17 protein-coding genes and 1 tRNA gene are annotated in these 14,400 nt (G+C 70.3%); 10 read left to right on the top strand and 8 right to left on the bottom strand.

Going from position 1 to position 14,400, the window contains the following annotated elements:
* Nucleotides 1-66: 66 nt before the first annotated feature.
* The 3 genes from sepX (at nt 67) to ACQEU6_RS22255 (ending at nt 1,222) form a co-directional block, all read left to right on the top strand.
* Nucleotides 67-618: a divisome protein SepX/GlpR gene (gene sepX / locus ACQEU6_RS22265; protein ID WP_499334607.1), complete on the top strand. Its 552-nt coding sequence runs from the start codon at nt 67-69 to the stop codon at nt 616-618.
* A 47-nt stretch (nt 619-665) separates the two neighbouring features.
* A tRNA-Ala gene (locus tag ACQEU6_RS22260) sits at nt 666-739 on the top strand.
* Nucleotides 740-829: 90 nt separating this feature from the next.
* Entirely contained in the window at nt 830-1,222 is a 393-nt protein-coding gene (locus tag ACQEU6_RS22255) for a VOC family protein (RefSeq protein WP_499334604.1), read from the top strand.
* Here ACQEU6_RS22255 and ACQEU6_RS22250 read toward each other — a convergent pair.
* Nucleotides 1,194-1,967 carry a glycosyltransferase gene (locus tag ACQEU6_RS22250; RefSeq protein WP_499334603.1) on the bottom strand — a complete coding sequence of 258 codons (774 nt, stop codon included), beginning with the start codon at nt 1,965-1,967 and terminating at the stop codon, nt 1,194-1,196. The two genes, ACQEU6_RS22255 and ACQEU6_RS22250, sit on opposite strands and share 29 nt — an antisense overlap.
* Nucleotides 1,968-2,063: 96 nt before the next feature.
* On the opposite strand from ACQEU6_RS22250, the gene ACQEU6_RS22245 reads away from it, so the two are divergent.
* On the top strand, nt 2,064-2,720 hold the full coding sequence (locus ACQEU6_RS22245) for a dihydrofolate reductase family protein (RefSeq protein ID WP_499334601.1): 657 nt from the start codon (nt 2,064-2,066) through the stop codon (nt 2,718-2,720).
* On the opposite strand, the gene folP is transcribed toward ACQEU6_RS22245, so the two are convergent.
* Together folP and ACQEU6_RS22235 are read right to left on the bottom strand one after the other, a co-directional pair.
* The gene (folP, locus tag ACQEU6_RS22240) at nt 2,717-3,523 is read right to left on the bottom strand and encodes a dihydropteroate synthase (protein ID WP_499334599.1); all 807 of its coding nucleotides are present in this window, start codon (nt 3,521-3,523) and stop codon (nt 2,717-2,719) included. The two genes, ACQEU6_RS22245 and folP, sit on opposite strands and share 4 nt — an antisense overlap.
* A gap of 147 nt (nt 3,524-3,670) precedes the next feature.
* Nucleotides 3,671-4,828: a hypothetical protein gene (locus ACQEU6_RS22235; protein WP_499334597.1), complete on the bottom strand. Its 1,158-nt coding sequence runs from the start codon at nt 4,826-4,828 to the stop codon at nt 3,671-3,673.
* 113 nt (nt 4,829-4,941) lie between these two features.
* Here ACQEU6_RS22235 and ACQEU6_RS22230 point away from each other — a divergent pair, with 113 nt between their 5' ends.
* On the top strand, nt 4,942-5,361 hold the full coding sequence (locus ACQEU6_RS22230) for a hypothetical protein (protein ID WP_499334595.1): 420 nt from the start codon (nt 4,942-4,944) through the stop codon (nt 5,359-5,361).
* 260 nt (nt 5,362-5,621) lie between these two features.
* Here the strand turns inward: ACQEU6_RS22230 and ACQEU6_RS22225 are convergent, their stop codons facing one another.
* A complete protein-coding gene (locus tag ACQEU6_RS22225) occupies nt 5,622-6,572 on the bottom strand; it encodes a DMT family transporter (protein ID WP_499334593.1) in 951 nt (316 codons plus the stop codon).
* A gap of 314 nt (nt 6,573-6,886) precedes the next feature.
* Here ACQEU6_RS22225 and ACQEU6_RS22220 point away from each other — a divergent pair, with 314 nt between their 5' ends.
* From ACQEU6_RS22220 to ACQEU6_RS22200, 5 genes are all read left to right on the top strand, one after another.
* A complete protein-coding gene (locus ACQEU6_RS22220; RefSeq protein WP_499334591.1) occupies nt 6,887-7,717 on the top strand; it encodes an SAM hydrolase/SAM-dependent halogenase family protein in 831 nt (276 codons plus the stop codon).
* A 50-nt stretch (nt 7,718-7,767) separates the two neighbouring features.
* Nucleotides 7,768-8,622, top strand: coding sequence for an ABC transporter substrate-binding protein (locus ACQEU6_RS22215; RefSeq protein WP_499334589.1), 855 nt, complete (start codon nt 7,768-7,770; stop codon nt 8,620-8,622).
* Nucleotides 8,619-9,491 carry an amino acid ABC transporter permease gene (locus ACQEU6_RS22210; protein WP_499334587.1) on the top strand — a complete coding sequence of 291 codons (873 nt, stop codon included), beginning with the start codon at nt 8,619-8,621 and terminating at the stop codon, nt 9,489-9,491. The genes ACQEU6_RS22215 and ACQEU6_RS22210 overlap by 4 nt, the downstream gene beginning before the upstream one ends.
* A complete protein-coding gene (locus ACQEU6_RS22205) occupies nt 9,488-10,237 on the top strand; it encodes an amino acid ABC transporter ATP-binding protein (protein WP_499334585.1) in 750 nt (249 codons plus the stop codon). Before ACQEU6_RS22210 ends, ACQEU6_RS22205 begins: the two co-directional genes overlap by 4 nt.
* Before the next feature lie 411 nt (nt 10,238-10,648).
* A complete protein-coding gene (locus tag ACQEU6_RS22200) occupies nt 10,649-11,644 on the top strand; it encodes a hypothetical protein (protein WP_499334583.1) in 996 nt (331 codons plus the stop codon).
* Nucleotides 11,645-11,797: 153 nt separating this feature from the next.
* On the opposite strand, the gene ACQEU6_RS22195 is transcribed toward ACQEU6_RS22200, so the two are convergent.
* The 4 genes from ACQEU6_RS22195 to ACQEU6_RS22180 form a co-directional block, all read right to left on the bottom strand.
* A complete protein-coding gene (locus tag ACQEU6_RS22195) occupies nt 11,798-12,721 on the bottom strand; it encodes a DMT family transporter (RefSeq protein ID WP_499334581.1) in 924 nt (307 codons plus the stop codon).
* Nucleotides 12,722-13,004: 283 nt separating this feature from the next.
* Nucleotides 13,005-13,445 (bottom strand): hypothetical protein, encoded by a 441-nt coding sequence (locus ACQEU6_RS22190; RefSeq protein WP_499334579.1) that lies wholly within the window; start codon nt 13,443-13,445, stop codon nt 13,005-13,007.
* On the bottom strand, nt 13,442-13,951 hold the full coding sequence (locus tag ACQEU6_RS22185) for a COG4315 family predicted lipoprotein (protein WP_499334576.1): 510 nt from the start codon (nt 13,949-13,951) through the stop codon (nt 13,442-13,444). Before ACQEU6_RS22185 ends, ACQEU6_RS22190 begins: the two co-directional genes overlap by 4 nt.
* Nucleotides 13,938-14,351: a COG4315 family predicted lipoprotein gene (locus tag ACQEU6_RS22180; protein ID WP_499334574.1), complete on the bottom strand. Its 414-nt coding sequence runs from the start codon at nt 14,349-14,351 to the stop codon at nt 13,938-13,940. Before ACQEU6_RS22180 ends, ACQEU6_RS22185 begins: the two co-directional genes overlap by 14 nt.
* Nucleotides 14,352-14,400 lie beyond the last annotated feature (49 nt).

Raw genomic sequence — 14,400 nt, 5'->3', positions numbered from 1 at the left:
CCCATTGCACGTTCGCGCGCCGAAAGTCGGCCCGCCTGGCGAGCGTGCCCTGGAACGGTGGGGCCGATGAGCAGCGCCGTCCTTTACCTCGCGATCGTCGCCGTCTGGGCCGTCGTCCTGGTACCCATGTGGCTGCGCCGCGACACCGAGACCACGGGAATCTCCCGCCTCCTCCACAAACGTCCCGACGAGCCCGCCGCCGAGGACGACGGAGACGTCGAGGAGCCCCTCCGCGATGAGGAGAGCCCCGCACCGCGCCGCCCGGTGAGCCGCGCCACGGTCATCGCCCGGCGCCGCCGCCGCACCTCCGGCCTCGCCGCGCTGCTCCTCACCTCCGCGGCGGTCGCCGCCTCCGGCCTCGTGCCCTGGTGGATCGTCGCGCCCCCGGTCCTGCTCCTGTCCGGCCACCTGGCGCTCCTGCGCGTCGCCGTGGGCATGGACACCGCCCGCCGCCGCGCCGCCGTCCAGGCCCGCGCCGCGGCCCGCGCCCGTGCCCTGGAGGCCCGCCGCGCCGCCGAGGCCGCCGAGGCCGCCGAAACCGCCGAGGTCATCGAGCTCGTCACCCCCGACGAGGTCTTCGACCAGTACGCCGACGACCGCCGCGCCGTGGGCGAATAACGGGTGCGCGAGCACTCCCCGATGTTTGCTAACCTTACGGAGTCCTCGGGGCTGTGGCGCAGTCCGGTAGCGCACCTCGTTCGCATCGAGGGGGTCAGGGGTTCAAATCCCCTCAGCTCCACCCAGGATGAAGCCGCTCACCAGCGTTAGCGCAGGTAAGCGGCTTTTCTTTTGCCGGGCGTGGTCTGGGGCTGCTGCCTATGATCGCTGGATGCCTCTCGGTCATATTGGCGTCAACGTCGGGGACCTTGCGCGTGCCAGGGCGTACTACGACGAGTTCATGCCCCTGGTGGGCTTCGAGAGCTTTTTCGCCACCGAGGAGGAGTTCTCCTACCGTCCTGCGGGCGGCAAGCCCGGGACGTACCTCTTCTTCTATCCCGCGCTGGAGGAGGGCGACTACTCTCGCCATCGCTCAGGCCTCCAGCACCTGGCGTTCATGGTGGAGACCCGCCAGGACGTGGATCGCCTGCATGAGTGGGCGGTCGAGCGTGGTGCGAACGTGCTGTACGAGCCCCAGGCGTTCCCTCAGTACGGGCCCGCCTACTACGCCACGTTCTGGGAGGGCTTCGACGGCGTCACTCTGGAGGTCGTCTGCCACCGGTGACCAGGCCCGCGGCGGCGGCGGGAGTGAGCAGGTTGCCGGCGCGGACGGCGTTGAGGCGGTGGCGGATGAAGCGGTCCTGGTGCTCGCCCCAGGTATCGGGTTTGGTGGGGTGGGTGCTCTGGTCTGGGTGCTTTCGGTAGAGCCAGGTCACGGAGGGTTCCTGGTAGCCGTCGAAGACTTCGCTGAGTGCTATGAAGAGGGCCACGTCCTGGGCGCGGGGAAGTGCCCCCCAGCCGCCGAAGGCGCGGACCAGGTCGGTGGGGGCCACGAGGCCGGCGCAGGCCGCTTGGCATAGGCCCGTTTCCTCGTACAGGCGGCCGATCGTGCCCGCGGGCACCATGCCGCAGGGGTAGGCCAGGGGGTAGCGCACGCGTTGTCCGTCGATCAGGTCGTCCGCCTGGCCGATCGTCCAGCCGATGCCGGGGTGCTCGTCGAAGGCGGGGATGAGCGTCGCGAGGCCGTCGGGGAGGAGGACGTCGTCGTAGTCGAGCACCGCGACCAGCTCGCCGCGTGCCCGGCTCAGGGCGAAGTTGCGGGTCGTCCCTGTGCCGAGCTGGGCTCCGTTCGCCTCGTAGAGCGCACCCGGGCACAGGTCGCCGGCCGCCGGTGCGCCCCCGTCCTCCTGGACGAGCCATTCCAGGTCCCAGCCGGGCGGGAGGCGCTGCGCCGCGACGGCGGCGGCGGCCTGCCGCAGGTAGCCGGGGATCGGCTCCCGTACGGCGGTGATGATCGAGATCAGCGGCATGGCACTCCTGTTCATGCGCGGGGACCGGACGCACGGCCCCGATCATCACATGGTCCGGGGCGGGGGCGGGGAGACGGCAGCCTCTACAGTGCTCGGATGGACGTGAGCGCGATGCTTGAGCGGTACGCCTATCCGGAGACGGCGCCGTGGCTGCGGGCGAACATGATCGCGTCGCTCGACGGGGGGATCCAGTACCGGGGGAGCACCAGTGCGCTCGGGTACGCGGGGGACTGGGCGCTGATGCGGCGGCTCAGGACGCTGGCCGACGTCGTGATCATGGGCGCCACGACCGTCCGGGAGTACGGGGAGTATCCGGCGGTGGCGTCGAAGCTGGCGATCGTGTCGCGGAGCCTGCGGCTCGACTTCGACGGGCCGCTGTTCGCCGAGGCGCCCGTGCCGCCGGTCGTCATCACGTGCGGCGCCGCGCCGGCCGGGCGTCTGCGCGAAGCCGAGAAGCACGCTGAGGTCATGGTCTGCGGCGCCGAATCCACGGACATGGGCGCGGCGTTGCGGCAGCTGGCCGACCAGGGTCACCGGCGCCAGCTCTGCGAGGGAGGCCCGGTCGTGCTCGCGCAGATCGCGGCCGCGGGCTGGCTGCACGAGCTGTGCCTGACGTTGAGCCCGGTCATCACCGCGGGCGACGCCGCCCGCGTTCTCGACGGGCCGGTCATCGATCTGCAGCGCATGGAGCTGTGCCACGCGATCCAGGACGAGGGCTATCTCTACCTGCGGTACCGCATGGCCCAGCGCTAGACGACGTTGTGGCGCACGTAGGCGGGCGGACGCCAGCCGAGGATGCTCTCGACCATGTTCACCGCCTGCCTCGCCTCCGCGACGTCGTGGACCCGCACGATGCGTGCGCCGCCCAGGATGGAGACGACGAGCGTGGCGAGGGTGCCCTCGACACGGTCCTGCTGGTCCCGTTCCAGGGTCTCGCCGATGAAGTCCTTGTTCGAGACCGCGACGAGAAGCGGGTGGCCGAGCTCTGCGATCTCCGGGAGGCGGCGGGTCAGTTCGAGCGAGTGGCGGGTGTTCTTGTTCAGGTCGTGCCCGGGATCGATGATGATCCGGTCGGCCGGCACGCCGCGCTTCCCGGCCAGGGCGACCCGCCGGCGAAGGAACTCGGCGACCTCGGTGACGACGTCGTCGTACCGCGGCCGGGGGTAGGGGGTCCGCGGGTCGGCGAGGCTGTGCGTGATGATGAGGGTCGCGCCGGCCTCCGCGACCACGTCGGCGAGGGCGGGGTCGTGGAGTCCGCTCGTGTTGTTCAGGACGTCGGCGCCGGCGGCGAAGGCGGCGCGGGCGACCTCGGGCCGGTACGTCTCGACGGAGATCACCGCGTCCGTGCGGGAGCGGGCCCCCTCGATGACCGGCACCACGCGGTCGATCTCCTCCTCGATGCCCACGGCGGGCCCGGGAGCGAAGGGGACGCCGCCGATGTCCAGCCAGTCGGCCCCGTGGGCGAGCGCGTTCTCTGCCGCGTCCAATGCCTTGTCGAGGGCGAAGGTGCGGCCCCGGTCGTGGAATGAATCGGGGGTGCGGTTGATTATCGCCATCACGGCGACCTGCCGCGAGAAATCAAACGTGCGCCGCCCGATCGTCCGTTCGGGGCAGATAATCTCAGGGTAGTAGATAGCGTTCTTTTCGCTCACATTGGCCGCCTAAGTTGAACTTGGGCGTCAGCATAGCAAGGCGCCGGTCGGCTACCTCTCCGCTCGCGGCCGCCGCCGCCCCACGGTTGTGACGAGCCGCAGGAGGGAGAAGAAGACCAAAGCCCCGCCGACCACCAGGAGCATGGAGAGCGCCCGCTCCTGGAGGCCGTGCGACTTGATCACTATGGCCCCGGACCCGGCGACGAAACCGACGAGAGCGACGAAGAGGCCGAGTATCTCCACCATCTTGAGCAGGCCGGACGAGACCATCTCCTGCGCCACGTCGATACGCTGCGTGAGCCTCAGCGATGCCTCGTCGAGCCGTTGTTCGAGTTCGGCCGAGGCCGCCGCGATCCTCTCGTCCACCTGGGCGGCGATGGAGTCCGCGACGGCCTGGGTGTTGCGTTCGATCTGATTCTGCAGATCCTGGGCCAGAATGATCGAGCGACGCTCTTGCGTGAACTGCTCGTGCACCAGAACATCGCCGGGGCCGAGGGCGTCTATCGCGCGGTCTATCTCGTGGAGCCCGTCGTCGAAACGGCCCAGCTTCCGATATGCCGTCGCGCGCCGGTAATAGACGATGGAGTTTTCCTGGCCGCGCGCCATCATCTCGTCGGACAGATCCAGCATCATCTGCGGCTGCTCCGGCAAGTGATCGGCGAAATTGATGCCCGTGAGGAGCACCTGGTTGGTCTTGTCGTCCGCGTCGGGGGCGTCGACCGCCCGCCGGAACATGCCGAGCCCGTTCGTGGCGCGCGTGCCGAGCGCGGCGAAGGCCGCGAGGCTCCGTACGAGAGCGTCATCTTCGAATTCCGCCAGCCAGTCGACACAAAGCCGGTGGATCTGCGCGAACTTGAAGTCGAAGCGCAACCGCTGGCCATGGATGTAGGCCAGGCACAGCCGGGCGGTACGCGTGTTGCCCGCCGCCAGGATGCGCGCCCGGTCGGCCTCGTCCAGGTAGCCCTGACCGTTCTTCCGAGCCAGCCAGGCGAGGTCTGTGGCGGCCCGCCGGATCTGCTGCACGGGAAGCCCGAACTCCTCGACCCGGGAGACGAAGTCGTCCACCCATGCCGACAGGGGGCCGGCGGTGGCCGCCGCGAAGTGGTCGACAAGGATCGACGCCTTCTCCGCGTCTGACGCCGCCCCCATGCGCTCCGAGAGCCGGTCGCTCTCCGGGCTCTGCCGTTGAGGCGGGACGCCGTTCTCCATGAGACCCCTTGCCGTCCGAAGCGACCTGAACCGGCCCAGCAGTCTAGGCCGCCGGTCAGCGCGGAGGCACCCTGGAGCGCATCATCGGAGGTCGGAGGGGAAGGTAAGGCCGCATGATCGCTGGCAGCAGTCCCGAGCCCGACGAGGCGACCGTGCGAGCCGTGGGCAAGCTGAGCGAGGCCCTGGAGAGCGTCGAGCGCGCCAGAGGTCACCTCTACTCGTGGCACCAGCTCACCGGCAAGGCGGACTTCGAACTGGGCGACGCGGCCGAGTTGCTCGCCGAGGCCGGGCACCGGGACCTCGCCGACGAACTGTCGCGCGAACTCGTCGGCCGCAACGTCCTCCCGGACCGCTGGAGCTTCCAGGCGGTCGAGGAGTACGAGGGAACCTACTACGAGCCGCTCAAACGCTACGAGTCGCGTGTGCGAGAGGCGTTGACCGCCGGCAGGCGGCACCTCCACGAGGCTCGGCTCAAGGAAGAGCGGCGCACCCACGGCCACCCGCACCACACGGCCGCGCCGGGCAAGGACTAGCCGCCTGTGAGGCGACCGAGAAGCGCGTCGGGGACCGCGCCTTCTCCTCGCACGTGTCGAGGCTGCGGACGAGGACGCCGCCGGGGTGCATCCCGGAAAGCAGAACGGTGGGGAGGCTGTGCCTCCCCACCGTGGGTGCGGGGCCGTCGGGCCCCGCGGTGCTGCCGGGCGGCGCGGTTCGCGCGCCGCCCGGCGGTTCGGCCGCCCTGGGCCCTGGGTGGGCCCGGCGGCCGTCTGCCGGCTCCGAGTCGTCGGCCGTGCTACCGCCGACGGCGCAGGAGCAGCCTGTCCAGTTCGACGGTGTTCGCCACGATGGCCACCACGATGGCCACCATGCCGACCGCCATGAACCAGCCGGGGACCTCCCCGAGCAGCAGCAGTCCGACCGGCAGGCTCATGATCGGCTCACCGGCGGCGAGGACGCCGAACTTCTCCTTGCCCAGGAAGCCGATGGAACGCGCCTCCAGGACCGGAGCCACGCACGCAGTGAACAGGCCGGTCAGCGTGGCCAGCAGGAGGATCCGGGGCTGGAACCAGTCCAGGCCCCCCGCCACCAGCCAGCAGGCCGCGCCCGGGATGGTGAGCAGGCCGGCCAGGGCCAGTCCGATCGTCTCGGCTCCCCGGTCCTCCAGCTTCTCGACCGCACTGACGTTCACGGCGAAGCAGACCGCGGCCGCGGCGGCGAAGACGTAGCCGAGCAGGTCGGCGTGCGCCTCCTCCTGCAGCGACATGATCCACAGACCCGCGAGGGCCAGGACGGGCCAGAACGCCGCGAGCAGGCGGGCCTCGCGGACCGCTCCCCAGACCGCCACGCTCAGCGGGCCGCAGAACGCGATCGCGATCACCGTGGGGAAGCTGCTGATCCGCTGACTCGCGGCGACCAGCAGCGGCAGGTAGAAGATTCCGGAGATCCCCAGGCACACGATCGGCCAGAGGACCGACTTGGCCGAGGCGCGCACCCTCCGGAACTCCTTGGCGGCGCTGTTGTCCTTGGACGACCGCACGTCCCGCGCGAACAGGACGGCGGCGTAGCCCGCGAGGAACAGCCCGCCGAAGATCGCCCCGAGCGCACCGGGGGCGAAGGGGAATCGCTCCTGGTCTTCGGCGCCCAGCGCGGAGAAGGCGTCTCCGGTGACACAGAACAGCAGTCCCAGCAGGCCGACACCGACCCCCAGGAACGTCTTCCGTCCGATCAACCTCACTTTGGACATGAGGCAACGACCTTTCGTTTGGTTCTTCTCCCGGAGAACCGGGAGGCAGGCGGCTTCCGCCTGCGGTACGGACCGTGTCGGCGTTACTGAAAATGACAACTGTTATCGCCATCACATCGTCCGGTTCCGGAGACGGAGGCGAGGATGCGCGGCGAGTGCCGGACGGTTGTGAGCGAGACGGCAAGACGGCCGTCTCGCATCGTGGGACGGTGATCGGCGCTTGCCGGACAGGGGCGGCGGGGCTGGCTAATCTATCGACTTGGTAGGATTTCCACTCCTGTACCACGCATCCCTTTCGTTTCATGAGGTCGCCCATGCCGCAGAGTCGTCCGTTCGTCAGCCTGGCGACCGACTTCGGAGCGGCGTACACGGCGATCTGCGCGGGGGTGGTGTACGGGATCGCCCCGGACGCGAACGTGCTGGTGCTCAGCGACGAGATCACGCCGTTCGACGTGCGGGAGGGGGCGATGCTGCTGCGGCAGGCGCTGCCGTACCTGCCGGTGGGCGTGCACGTCGGGATCGTGGACCCGGGGGTCGGGACGTCGCGCCGGCCCCTGGCGATCGCGACCGGGCGCGGCGACGTGCTGGTCGGGCCGGACAACGGGCTGCTGGTGCCGGCGGCGGAGGCGCTGGGCGGGATCACCGGGGCGTACGCGCTGGAGAACCCGACCTACCGGCTGCCGCGGGTCTCGACCTCGTTCCACGGGCGCGACGTCTTCGCTCCCGCCGCCGCGCACGTCGCGGCGGGCGCGGACGCGGCCGACCTCGGTGCGGCCGTCGACCCGCTTCCGCTGGACGTCCCGCCCACGGTGGTCCGGCCGGGCGAGCTGACCGTTCCCGTGCTGTACACCGACCGGTTCGGCAGCCAGGTGCTGGGCGCGGAGCCCGGCGACCTGGCGGCGGCGTTCGGGACGCTGGAGCCCGGCACCCCCCTTGACGTGCGATGGAACGTTGCAGACGGACCGTCCCGGACGGTCCGCGTCCCGTTCCAGCGCACCTTCGGCAGCGTGGCGGTCGGGGAGCCGCTGCTGTGGACCGACTCGTCCGGATGGCTCGCCCTGGGTGTCAACCAGGGGCGCGCCGTCGAAGTACTCGGCCTGGCAGGCGCGCGGACCCTCACCCTGCGCGCGGTGCCGCATCCATGATCCGTAAACCCTCACCGCCGGAGGCATCTCCCGTGATCCGCCGTCCCCTCGTGGCAACGCTCGCCGGCGCCGCCGCGCTAGCCCTCGCCGTCAGCGCATGCGCTCCTCAGGATGAGGACTCGGGCGCCTCGGCGAGCAAGAGCCCCGCCTCCTGCGCCAAGGACAAGCTGCCGCTGAAGTCGCCCGGCAAGCTCACCGTCGCGACCGACAAGCCGGCGTTCGAACCGTGGTTCAAGGACGACGACCCGTCCAACGGGCAGGGCTTCGAGGGCGCCGTCGCCTACGCGGTCGCCGGCAAGCTCGGCTTCGCCAAGGACCAGGTGGTGTGGAAGACCCAGTCGTTCGAGTCGTCGTACGCGCCGGGGCCCAAGACCTTCGACTTCGACATCAACCAGATCTCGGTCACCCCCGCGCGCGAGAAGGCGGTGGCGTTCAGCGCCGGCTACTACGACGTGCGGCAGGGCGTCGTGACGCTCAAGGACGGCAAGTTCGCGGACGCGAAGTCCGTCGCGGAGCTGGGCAAGGCGCGCATCGCGGTCCAGGTCGGGACGACGGCGCTGCAGGCGGTGAAGAACCAGATCAAGCCCGGCGACGAGCCGAAGATCTTCAACACGCAGATCGACGCGGTGAACGCGCTGAAGAACAAGCAGGTGGACGTGCTGGTGCTCGACCTGCCGACCGCCTTCTACGTCACCGCCGCGCAGATCGACGACTCCAAGATCGTCGGTCAGCTGCCGCAGTCGCAGGGCGGCTCCGCCGAGCACTTCGGGCTGCTCATGGAGCGGGGCAGCGGGCTCGCCGGCTGCCTCGACCAGGCGATCGGGCAGCTGAAGTCCTCCGGTGAGCTGGAGAAGATCCAGCAGCAGTGGCTGACCGCGTCGGCCGGCGCCCCCGTCCTGAAGTGACCGCGCAGGCAAGCGGGCAGACCGCCTGGGTCAAGAGCGAGCGGCAGATCGAACGGGAGCGGCGCCGGCGCCGGGCCGACGTCCGGTCCGGGTCGGTGGCCGCCGCGTCGACGGTGCTGTGCGTCGCGGTCGCGCTGGTCGTGGTGGTCGGGTCGCCGGGCTGGCCGCGCGTCCGCGAGACGTTCTTCAACTGGGGCGAGCTCACCGGCGCGTTCCCGGACGTGCTGAGCGGCTTCTGGCTGAACGTGCGGATCTTCCTGATCGCCGAAGTGGCGATCCTGGTGCTGGGACTGCTGGTCGCGCTCGCGCGGGGGCTGCGGACCCCGCTGCTGTTCCCGCTGCGGGCGCTGGCCGTCGCCTACACCGACGTGTTCCGCGGCATCCCGACGATCCTGCTGGTGTACCTGGTCGGGTTCGGGCTCCCGGCGCTGCGGTTGCAGGGCGTCCCCGAAAGCCCGGCGGTGCTGGGCGGGTTCGCGCTCGTCCTCTCCTACGGGGCGTACGTCGCGGAGGTGTTCCGGGCGGGCATCGACTCCATCCACCCCAGCCAGCGCGCCGCGGCCCGCTCGCTGGGCCTCAGCAAGGGGCAGAGCCTGCGGTACGTGGTCCTGCCGCAGGCGGTGCGCCGGGTCGTCCCGCCGCTGCTCAACGACTTCGCCTCGCTGCAGAAGGACACCGCGCTGGTCGCGGTGCTCGGACCGCTGGAGGCGCTGCGGCAGGCGCAGATCCACTCGGCCGACACCTTCAACTACACCCCCTACCTGGCCACGGCGGTGCTGTTCGTCGCGCTGACGGTGCCGATGGCCCGGTTCACCGACCATCTCGCGGCGCGCGCCGAACGCCGCCGCGCTCCCGGAGGCGGCCGATGAGCACCCCGCTGCTGCGCATCGAGGGCGTCTGGAAGACCTACCACGCCCATCCCGTGCTGCGCGGCGTCGACCTGGACGTCGCGCCGCACGAGGTGGTCTGCCTCATCGGCGCGTCCGGTTCGGGCAAGTCGACGCTGCTGCGGTGCGTGAACGTCCTGGAGACCGTCGACGACGGCGCGATCTTCCTGGAGGACGACGACATCACCGACCCCGGCGCGGACCCCGACGAGGTCCGCAAGCGGATCGGGATGGTGTTCCAGTCCTACAACCTGTTCCCGCACATGTCGGTGCTGGACAACATCACCCTCGCCCCTCTCCGCGTCCACAAGCGGGCGAAGGCGGAGGCCACCGAACAGGCGCACGAGCTGCTCAAGCGGTTCGGCCTGGCGGACAAGGCCGGCGAGTACCCCGACCGGCTGTCGGGCGGGCAGCAGCAGCGCGTCGCGATCATCCGGGCCATGGCCACCCGGCCGAGCCTGCTCCTGCTGGACGAGGTGACCTCCGCGCTCGACCCCGAACTCGTCACCGAGGTCATGGGCATCATCCGGGAGCTCAAGGACTCCGGCATGACCATGGTCCTGGCGACGCACGAGATGGGGTTCGCCCGCGACATCGCCGACACCGTCTGCTTCCTGCACGACGGCGTCCTGCTGGAGCGCGGCCCGGCCGAGCAGATCTTCGAGGAGCCCACCGAGCCGCGCACCCGCGAGTTCCTCAGCCGCGTCCTGGAGTCGCGCCGGCTCTGACCGGGCGGCGCCCGGAACGGGCGCGGCGGATCCGGGCGCCCGGCCGCCATCCCGCATCAGGCGGCACCCTCGTGTGAACGAGGGTGCCGCCTTTTCGCGTTCACGCCCCCGGGCCGGCCCGCCTCGGAGACGTTCTTCTCCCCCGGCGGTGACGCCCCGTTCCAATGCCCATCGGAGGCATCGGCACCAGCCCGCGCGGGTCGTGTGATCTGCGTCGTCTCTTCGCCGGCCGCGCTGCGCCTGCCGGCTTTCTCCACACGGTCATCACTGTTCCGGCCATCACGCCGGGGCATGTCCGGATTCTGCGGAATCCCGGCGTGTCCTGGCCCGATCGGCCAGAGCACGCCGTGGTCCACGGGATCACAGCCACCTCCGTCCTCAGGGCGGAGGTCGTCACAAAGGAGAGAGGCAGTGCTGGTATTCGGCCTCTGCTGTTTCGTACTGCTGGAAATCACGATTCAAGGGATCGGCTGGGGCTTCAACGCTGTGGAGGATCCGCTCGCCAGCGGGCTCGTCACCTCCGTGGTCGGTGGCGTCGTCTTCGGTGCCGTCGTGGTCTGCCTGACGCGAAGGCCCCTTCCCCTGCGGTCGCTCACGACCCACGACCGCTGGGTCGTCGCTCGCCTCGGGGCGGGGATCCTGATCCTCAACGCGCTGTACCCCTACGGCATCCAGACCGTGGGACTCGGGGCCATCGTCACGATGTCCGCGGCGGGTCCGCTGTGCATCAACTGCAGCAACCTGTGGAAGATCTGGCGCCATCGCGAGAGGATGACGAAGAGGGTCCTTCGGCTCGCGGCTCTGAACGTCGCGGTTCGCGTGGTCGCGTTCGCGGCCGTGACGGTTCTCAACAAGCCCTGGGCCGAGTTCGGGCACTTCCGCTGGGAGATGCTCTTCGGGATCGCCATCGGCCTTCTCGGGGCCTGGAGCTTCTGGAACTACCTCAGCTGCCTCTACGACGTGAGCTACTCGAAGGTGGAGCGGCTCAGGATCCTGGCGGTGGCCGACCTGGTCGCGATTCCCTTCACCGCCCTCGCGGTGTGGGGGATGAGCGTCCCGCTCGGAGGCGGGTTCTCCGAGTTGTCGTGGAAGGTGCTCGGCCTCGGCTCCGTCGCGGGCATCCTGTCCTTCGCGCTGCCGACGCTCATGGGCGCCTGGGTGGCCGACAAGCTCTCGTTGTCGCTGTCGAGCCTGCTCTACCTGTTCGACAGCCCGATCGCGTGCCTGATCGGCCTCGCGGGCGCCAGCATCGGTCTGCTGGGCGAGGAGCAGATCCCCGATGCCTGGGGCTGGGGCGGGATGGTCGTGGTCGTGATAGCCGCGATCGTCGCCTGCAAGCGCCCGATCCCGAAGCTGGTGCCGTCGAGCGACGGCTCCACCTTCGAGGTCGGGGACGAGCCCGCCTGACGGGCACACCGGCCGAGCGGGCCGCGGCGCACGCGCCGCGGCCCGCCCGGAGCAAGCACCACCAGTGGGGAGGGGCCGCGGCCCCTCCCCATCGTCGTTCCGGCTGCGGCCGGGCGCGCGAACGGCGGGGAGGTGAGCCTCCCCGCCGTCGGATCAGTCAGAGCCGGACTTCCGGCTCTGGATCTTCGCGGCCCCGTAGGAGGCGGCGAGGATCAGGCCGATCGCCCCCAGTCCCGAAGGGCCGGGGGCCACTCCCGCCACGAGCATCCCCACCGAGGTTCCGAGGAGGGTCCGCAGCGGCAGGAGCATCGCGTCCGTGGACGCCCGGAGCCCCCGCTCGTAGGCCTTCACCCGGACGATGCCGCCGCAGAGCGCGCCGAACAGGCCGCTCGCCACGCAGTACAGCAGGTAGGGCCAGTAGTCGGCGGTCATGCCCTTCCAACCGCCCTCCATGGTCCACGCGGTGACCGCGAGGATGGCGAGCGTGGGAAATCCGGAAAGGGTGTTGGCCTTTCCCTTGATCTCCACGTCGAGAATTTCCAGGCGTTTCTGGGCGAAGGCGTAGGTGGCCGCCGTGACGGCCAGCGCGCCCACCCCCAGAACCCAGCCGGGAATCTGCAGATCCACCACGCGGATTCGCGGGACGGCGTCCGAGAAGACCCCTTCGCCCGCGCCCTCGACCGTATCCCGCGTCAGGGCCCAGATGCCCAGCCCCGCCGCGATCGGCCACAGAACGGTCGAGTAGGTCTTCCGTCGGACGTCTCGGACGACATCAGCGCCGAGCATGAAAGTCGCAGTGAACAGGAACGCCAGCGACTCCATGACCTGCAGCCGGACCCACCGCAGGACGAACTGGAAAGCCACGTGGTTCGTTCCCAGGGCGGTGCCCAGTTGGACGGCCTGCTTCCAGACGGGCCAGGGGCTCCGCACCGACGGCCGGTACACGAGCCAGAAGACCGATGTGCCGGCGAGGACGAAGACGAAGGCCGTCGTCACCGGCCCGACATGTTCGGTCACGCCGACGGCCACCAGGAAGTAGCCGTTGATCGCGCCCGCCGCATTGGCCGCCACGGCCATCGCGAGCACTTTCCTGTCACTGGTACGGGGATCGCCTGGCGGCGATCCCATATTCTTGTGGGGCCCTGCGACAAAACCTCGCAGGCGCCCTGTTCGTCGATTCACGAGATCCCCTTGGTTCGCGGGGCGCGCGAAGGATCCCGAGATCGTCGCCCCGGCTCCTCGTCGCACCCGCATTCGCGGAGCAACTCAAAAGCCGGGACGGCTCTTCAGTTTGTTGGTTGCGCCCTCAATCTACCCCCCCCGCGCTCGAACAGCGCGTGCGGCCCACCGGCACGGAGCGTCACCGGGCGCCCCTCGGCGCACGGTTCGCCATCGCCGGCCTTTCGAGGGCCAGGTAGGCGGTGAGCACGACGACGACGCCGGATTCCAGGCCGAGCGCGAGGTAGACGGTGGTTCGGTAGCCGTACTCGTGGAAGCCGAACAGGGCGCTCTGCTCGCTGATCAGAAGGCCGGCGAGGGTGCCCAGCGAGAACACGATCGCGCCGAGCGCCACGAAAGCGTGCGGCGCGCGGCCGGCGACCGGCACGGACGCGACGCCGGGCAGGGACCCCAACGGGACGGCCAGGGAGAGCCCCAGCAGCACCGCGCCGATGAAGTTGAGCAGGAACAGCACGCCGATGATCGGGATGACGCGGTAGTGGTCCGCGAGGTACTCGTAGAGATGGACGCCGCCGATGCCGAACAGCAGCAGCACGCCCAGATAGCGCAGCATGTTGTTCATGGCGCTCCCGCGCTCGTTCCGCTCTGGACCTGCTGGCCCTGAGGTGAGACGGCGTACCATTCGGCGCCGAACTGGGTGAGGGCCTGGCCGTGGGTGTCGCCGGGTCCGGTGTCGGCCTGGAAGTAGTACAGCGGGTGGCCCCCGTAGACGATCTGCGGGGGGCCGTCGGAGCGGTTGATCGTGCTGATCTGCGACTGCTGGGCGCCTCCGGCCGTGGTCGGGACGCCCTGGGTGGTCACCGGCGGCCAGATGCTCGCGCATGCCCCCGAGCAGGTCGACCGGTTCGGCGGGTCGGCGACGAACAGGTACAGCGTTCGCCCCTTCTGGTTCACCAGGATCTGCCCGAGGCGCGGCGTCTCGGCCGACCGGATCTGCGTCCGGCCGGGATCCTGCGAGTTGGTCGCGGTCGAGCAGCCGGCGAGGGCCGACGCCGCCAGCGAAGCGGCGAGCAGCCCCCTGCCGTAGCGCGCCGTCCGGTGGGGACGGCGCGTCTCAGTAACCGCCACCACCGCCACCCGTCGGCGACGGCGACGGCGACGGCGACGCCTGCTTCGTCACCGGAGTGCCGGACGGGGACAGCACGTACCACTTGGCGCCGAACTGGTTGAGCCCCTGTCCCTTCGCGCTGCCGCTCGTGGTGCCGTCAGGCGCGTAGTAGTACAGAGGATGCCCGGCGTAGGTGACCTCGGTCGTGCCGTCGCTCCGCGTGGTGGTGCCCAGCTTCGACGCGTTCACTCCCGAACCGGCCTGGGGCTTCCCGCTGGTCGTGACGGCCGGCCACACCGCCGCGCACGACCCGGAGCAGGTCGAGGTGGTCCCCGTGTCCTTCTGGAACATGTACACCGTCCGGGACTGGCCGTCGACCACGATCTGTCCCAGCTGCCCCACGCTCGCCGTCTTGATCATGCCGCCGGCGCCTCCGCCGGCGCCGCCCGTAGGACTGCCGGTGGAGGTA

It is taken from the genome of Spirillospora sp. CA-108201, assembly GCF_050936235.1.
GTDB lineage: Bacteria > Actinomycetota > Actinomycetes > Streptosporangiales > Streptosporangiaceae > Spirillospora.
The sequence above is the reverse complement of the archived record's forward strand: the minus strand, read 5'-3'. Positions and strand labels throughout refer to the sequence as shown.

Excerpts from the sequence above, each read along its gene's own strand:
- sepX (WP_499334607.1), top strand. The coding sequence starts at position 67 with ATGAGCAGCGCCGTCCTTTACCTCGCGATCGTCGCCGTCTGGGCCGTC.
- ACQEU6_RS22255 (WP_499334604.1), top strand. The coding sequence starts at position 830 with ATGCCTCTCGGTCATATTGGCGTCAACGTCGGGGACCTTGCGCGTGCC.
- ACQEU6_RS22250 (WP_499334603.1), bottom strand. The coding sequence starts at position 1,967 with ATGCCGCTGATCTCGATCATCACCGCCGTACGGGAGCCGATCCCCGGC.
- ACQEU6_RS22245 (WP_499334601.1), top strand. The coding sequence starts at position 2,064 with ATGGACGTGAGCGCGATGCTTGAGCGGTACGCCTATCCGGAGACGGCG.
- folP (WP_499334599.1), bottom strand. The coding sequence starts at position 3,523 with ATGGCGATAATCAACCGCACCCCCGATTCATTCCACGACCGGGGCCGC.
- ACQEU6_RS22235 (WP_499334597.1), bottom strand. The coding sequence starts at position 4,828 with ATGGAGAACGGCGTCCCGCCTCAACGGCAGAGCCCGGAGAGCGACCGG.
- ACQEU6_RS22230 (WP_499334595.1), top strand. The coding sequence starts at position 4,942 with ATGATCGCTGGCAGCAGTCCCGAGCCCGACGAGGCGACCGTGCGAGCC.
- ACQEU6_RS22225 (WP_499334593.1), bottom strand. The coding sequence starts at position 6,572 with ATGTCCAAAGTGAGGTTGATCGGACGGAAGACGTTCCTGGGGGTCGGT.
- ACQEU6_RS22220 (WP_499334591.1), top strand. The coding sequence starts at position 6,887 with ATGCCGCAGAGTCGTCCGTTCGTCAGCCTGGCGACCGACTTCGGAGCG.
- ACQEU6_RS22205 (WP_499334585.1), top strand. The coding sequence starts at position 9,488 with ATGAGCACCCCGCTGCTGCGCATCGAGGGCGTCTGGAAGACCTACCAC.
- ACQEU6_RS22195 (WP_499334581.1), bottom strand. The coding sequence starts at position 12,721 with ATGGCCGTGGCGGCCAATGCGGCGGGCGCGATCAACGGCTACTTCCTG.
- ACQEU6_RS22190 (WP_499334579.1), bottom strand. The coding sequence starts at position 13,445 with ATGAACAACATGCTGCGCTATCTGGGCGTGCTGCTGCTGTTCGGCATC.
- ACQEU6_RS22180 (WP_499334574.1), bottom strand. The coding sequence starts at position 14,351 with ATGATCAAGACGGCGAGCGTGGGGCAGCTGGGACAGATCGTGGTCGAC.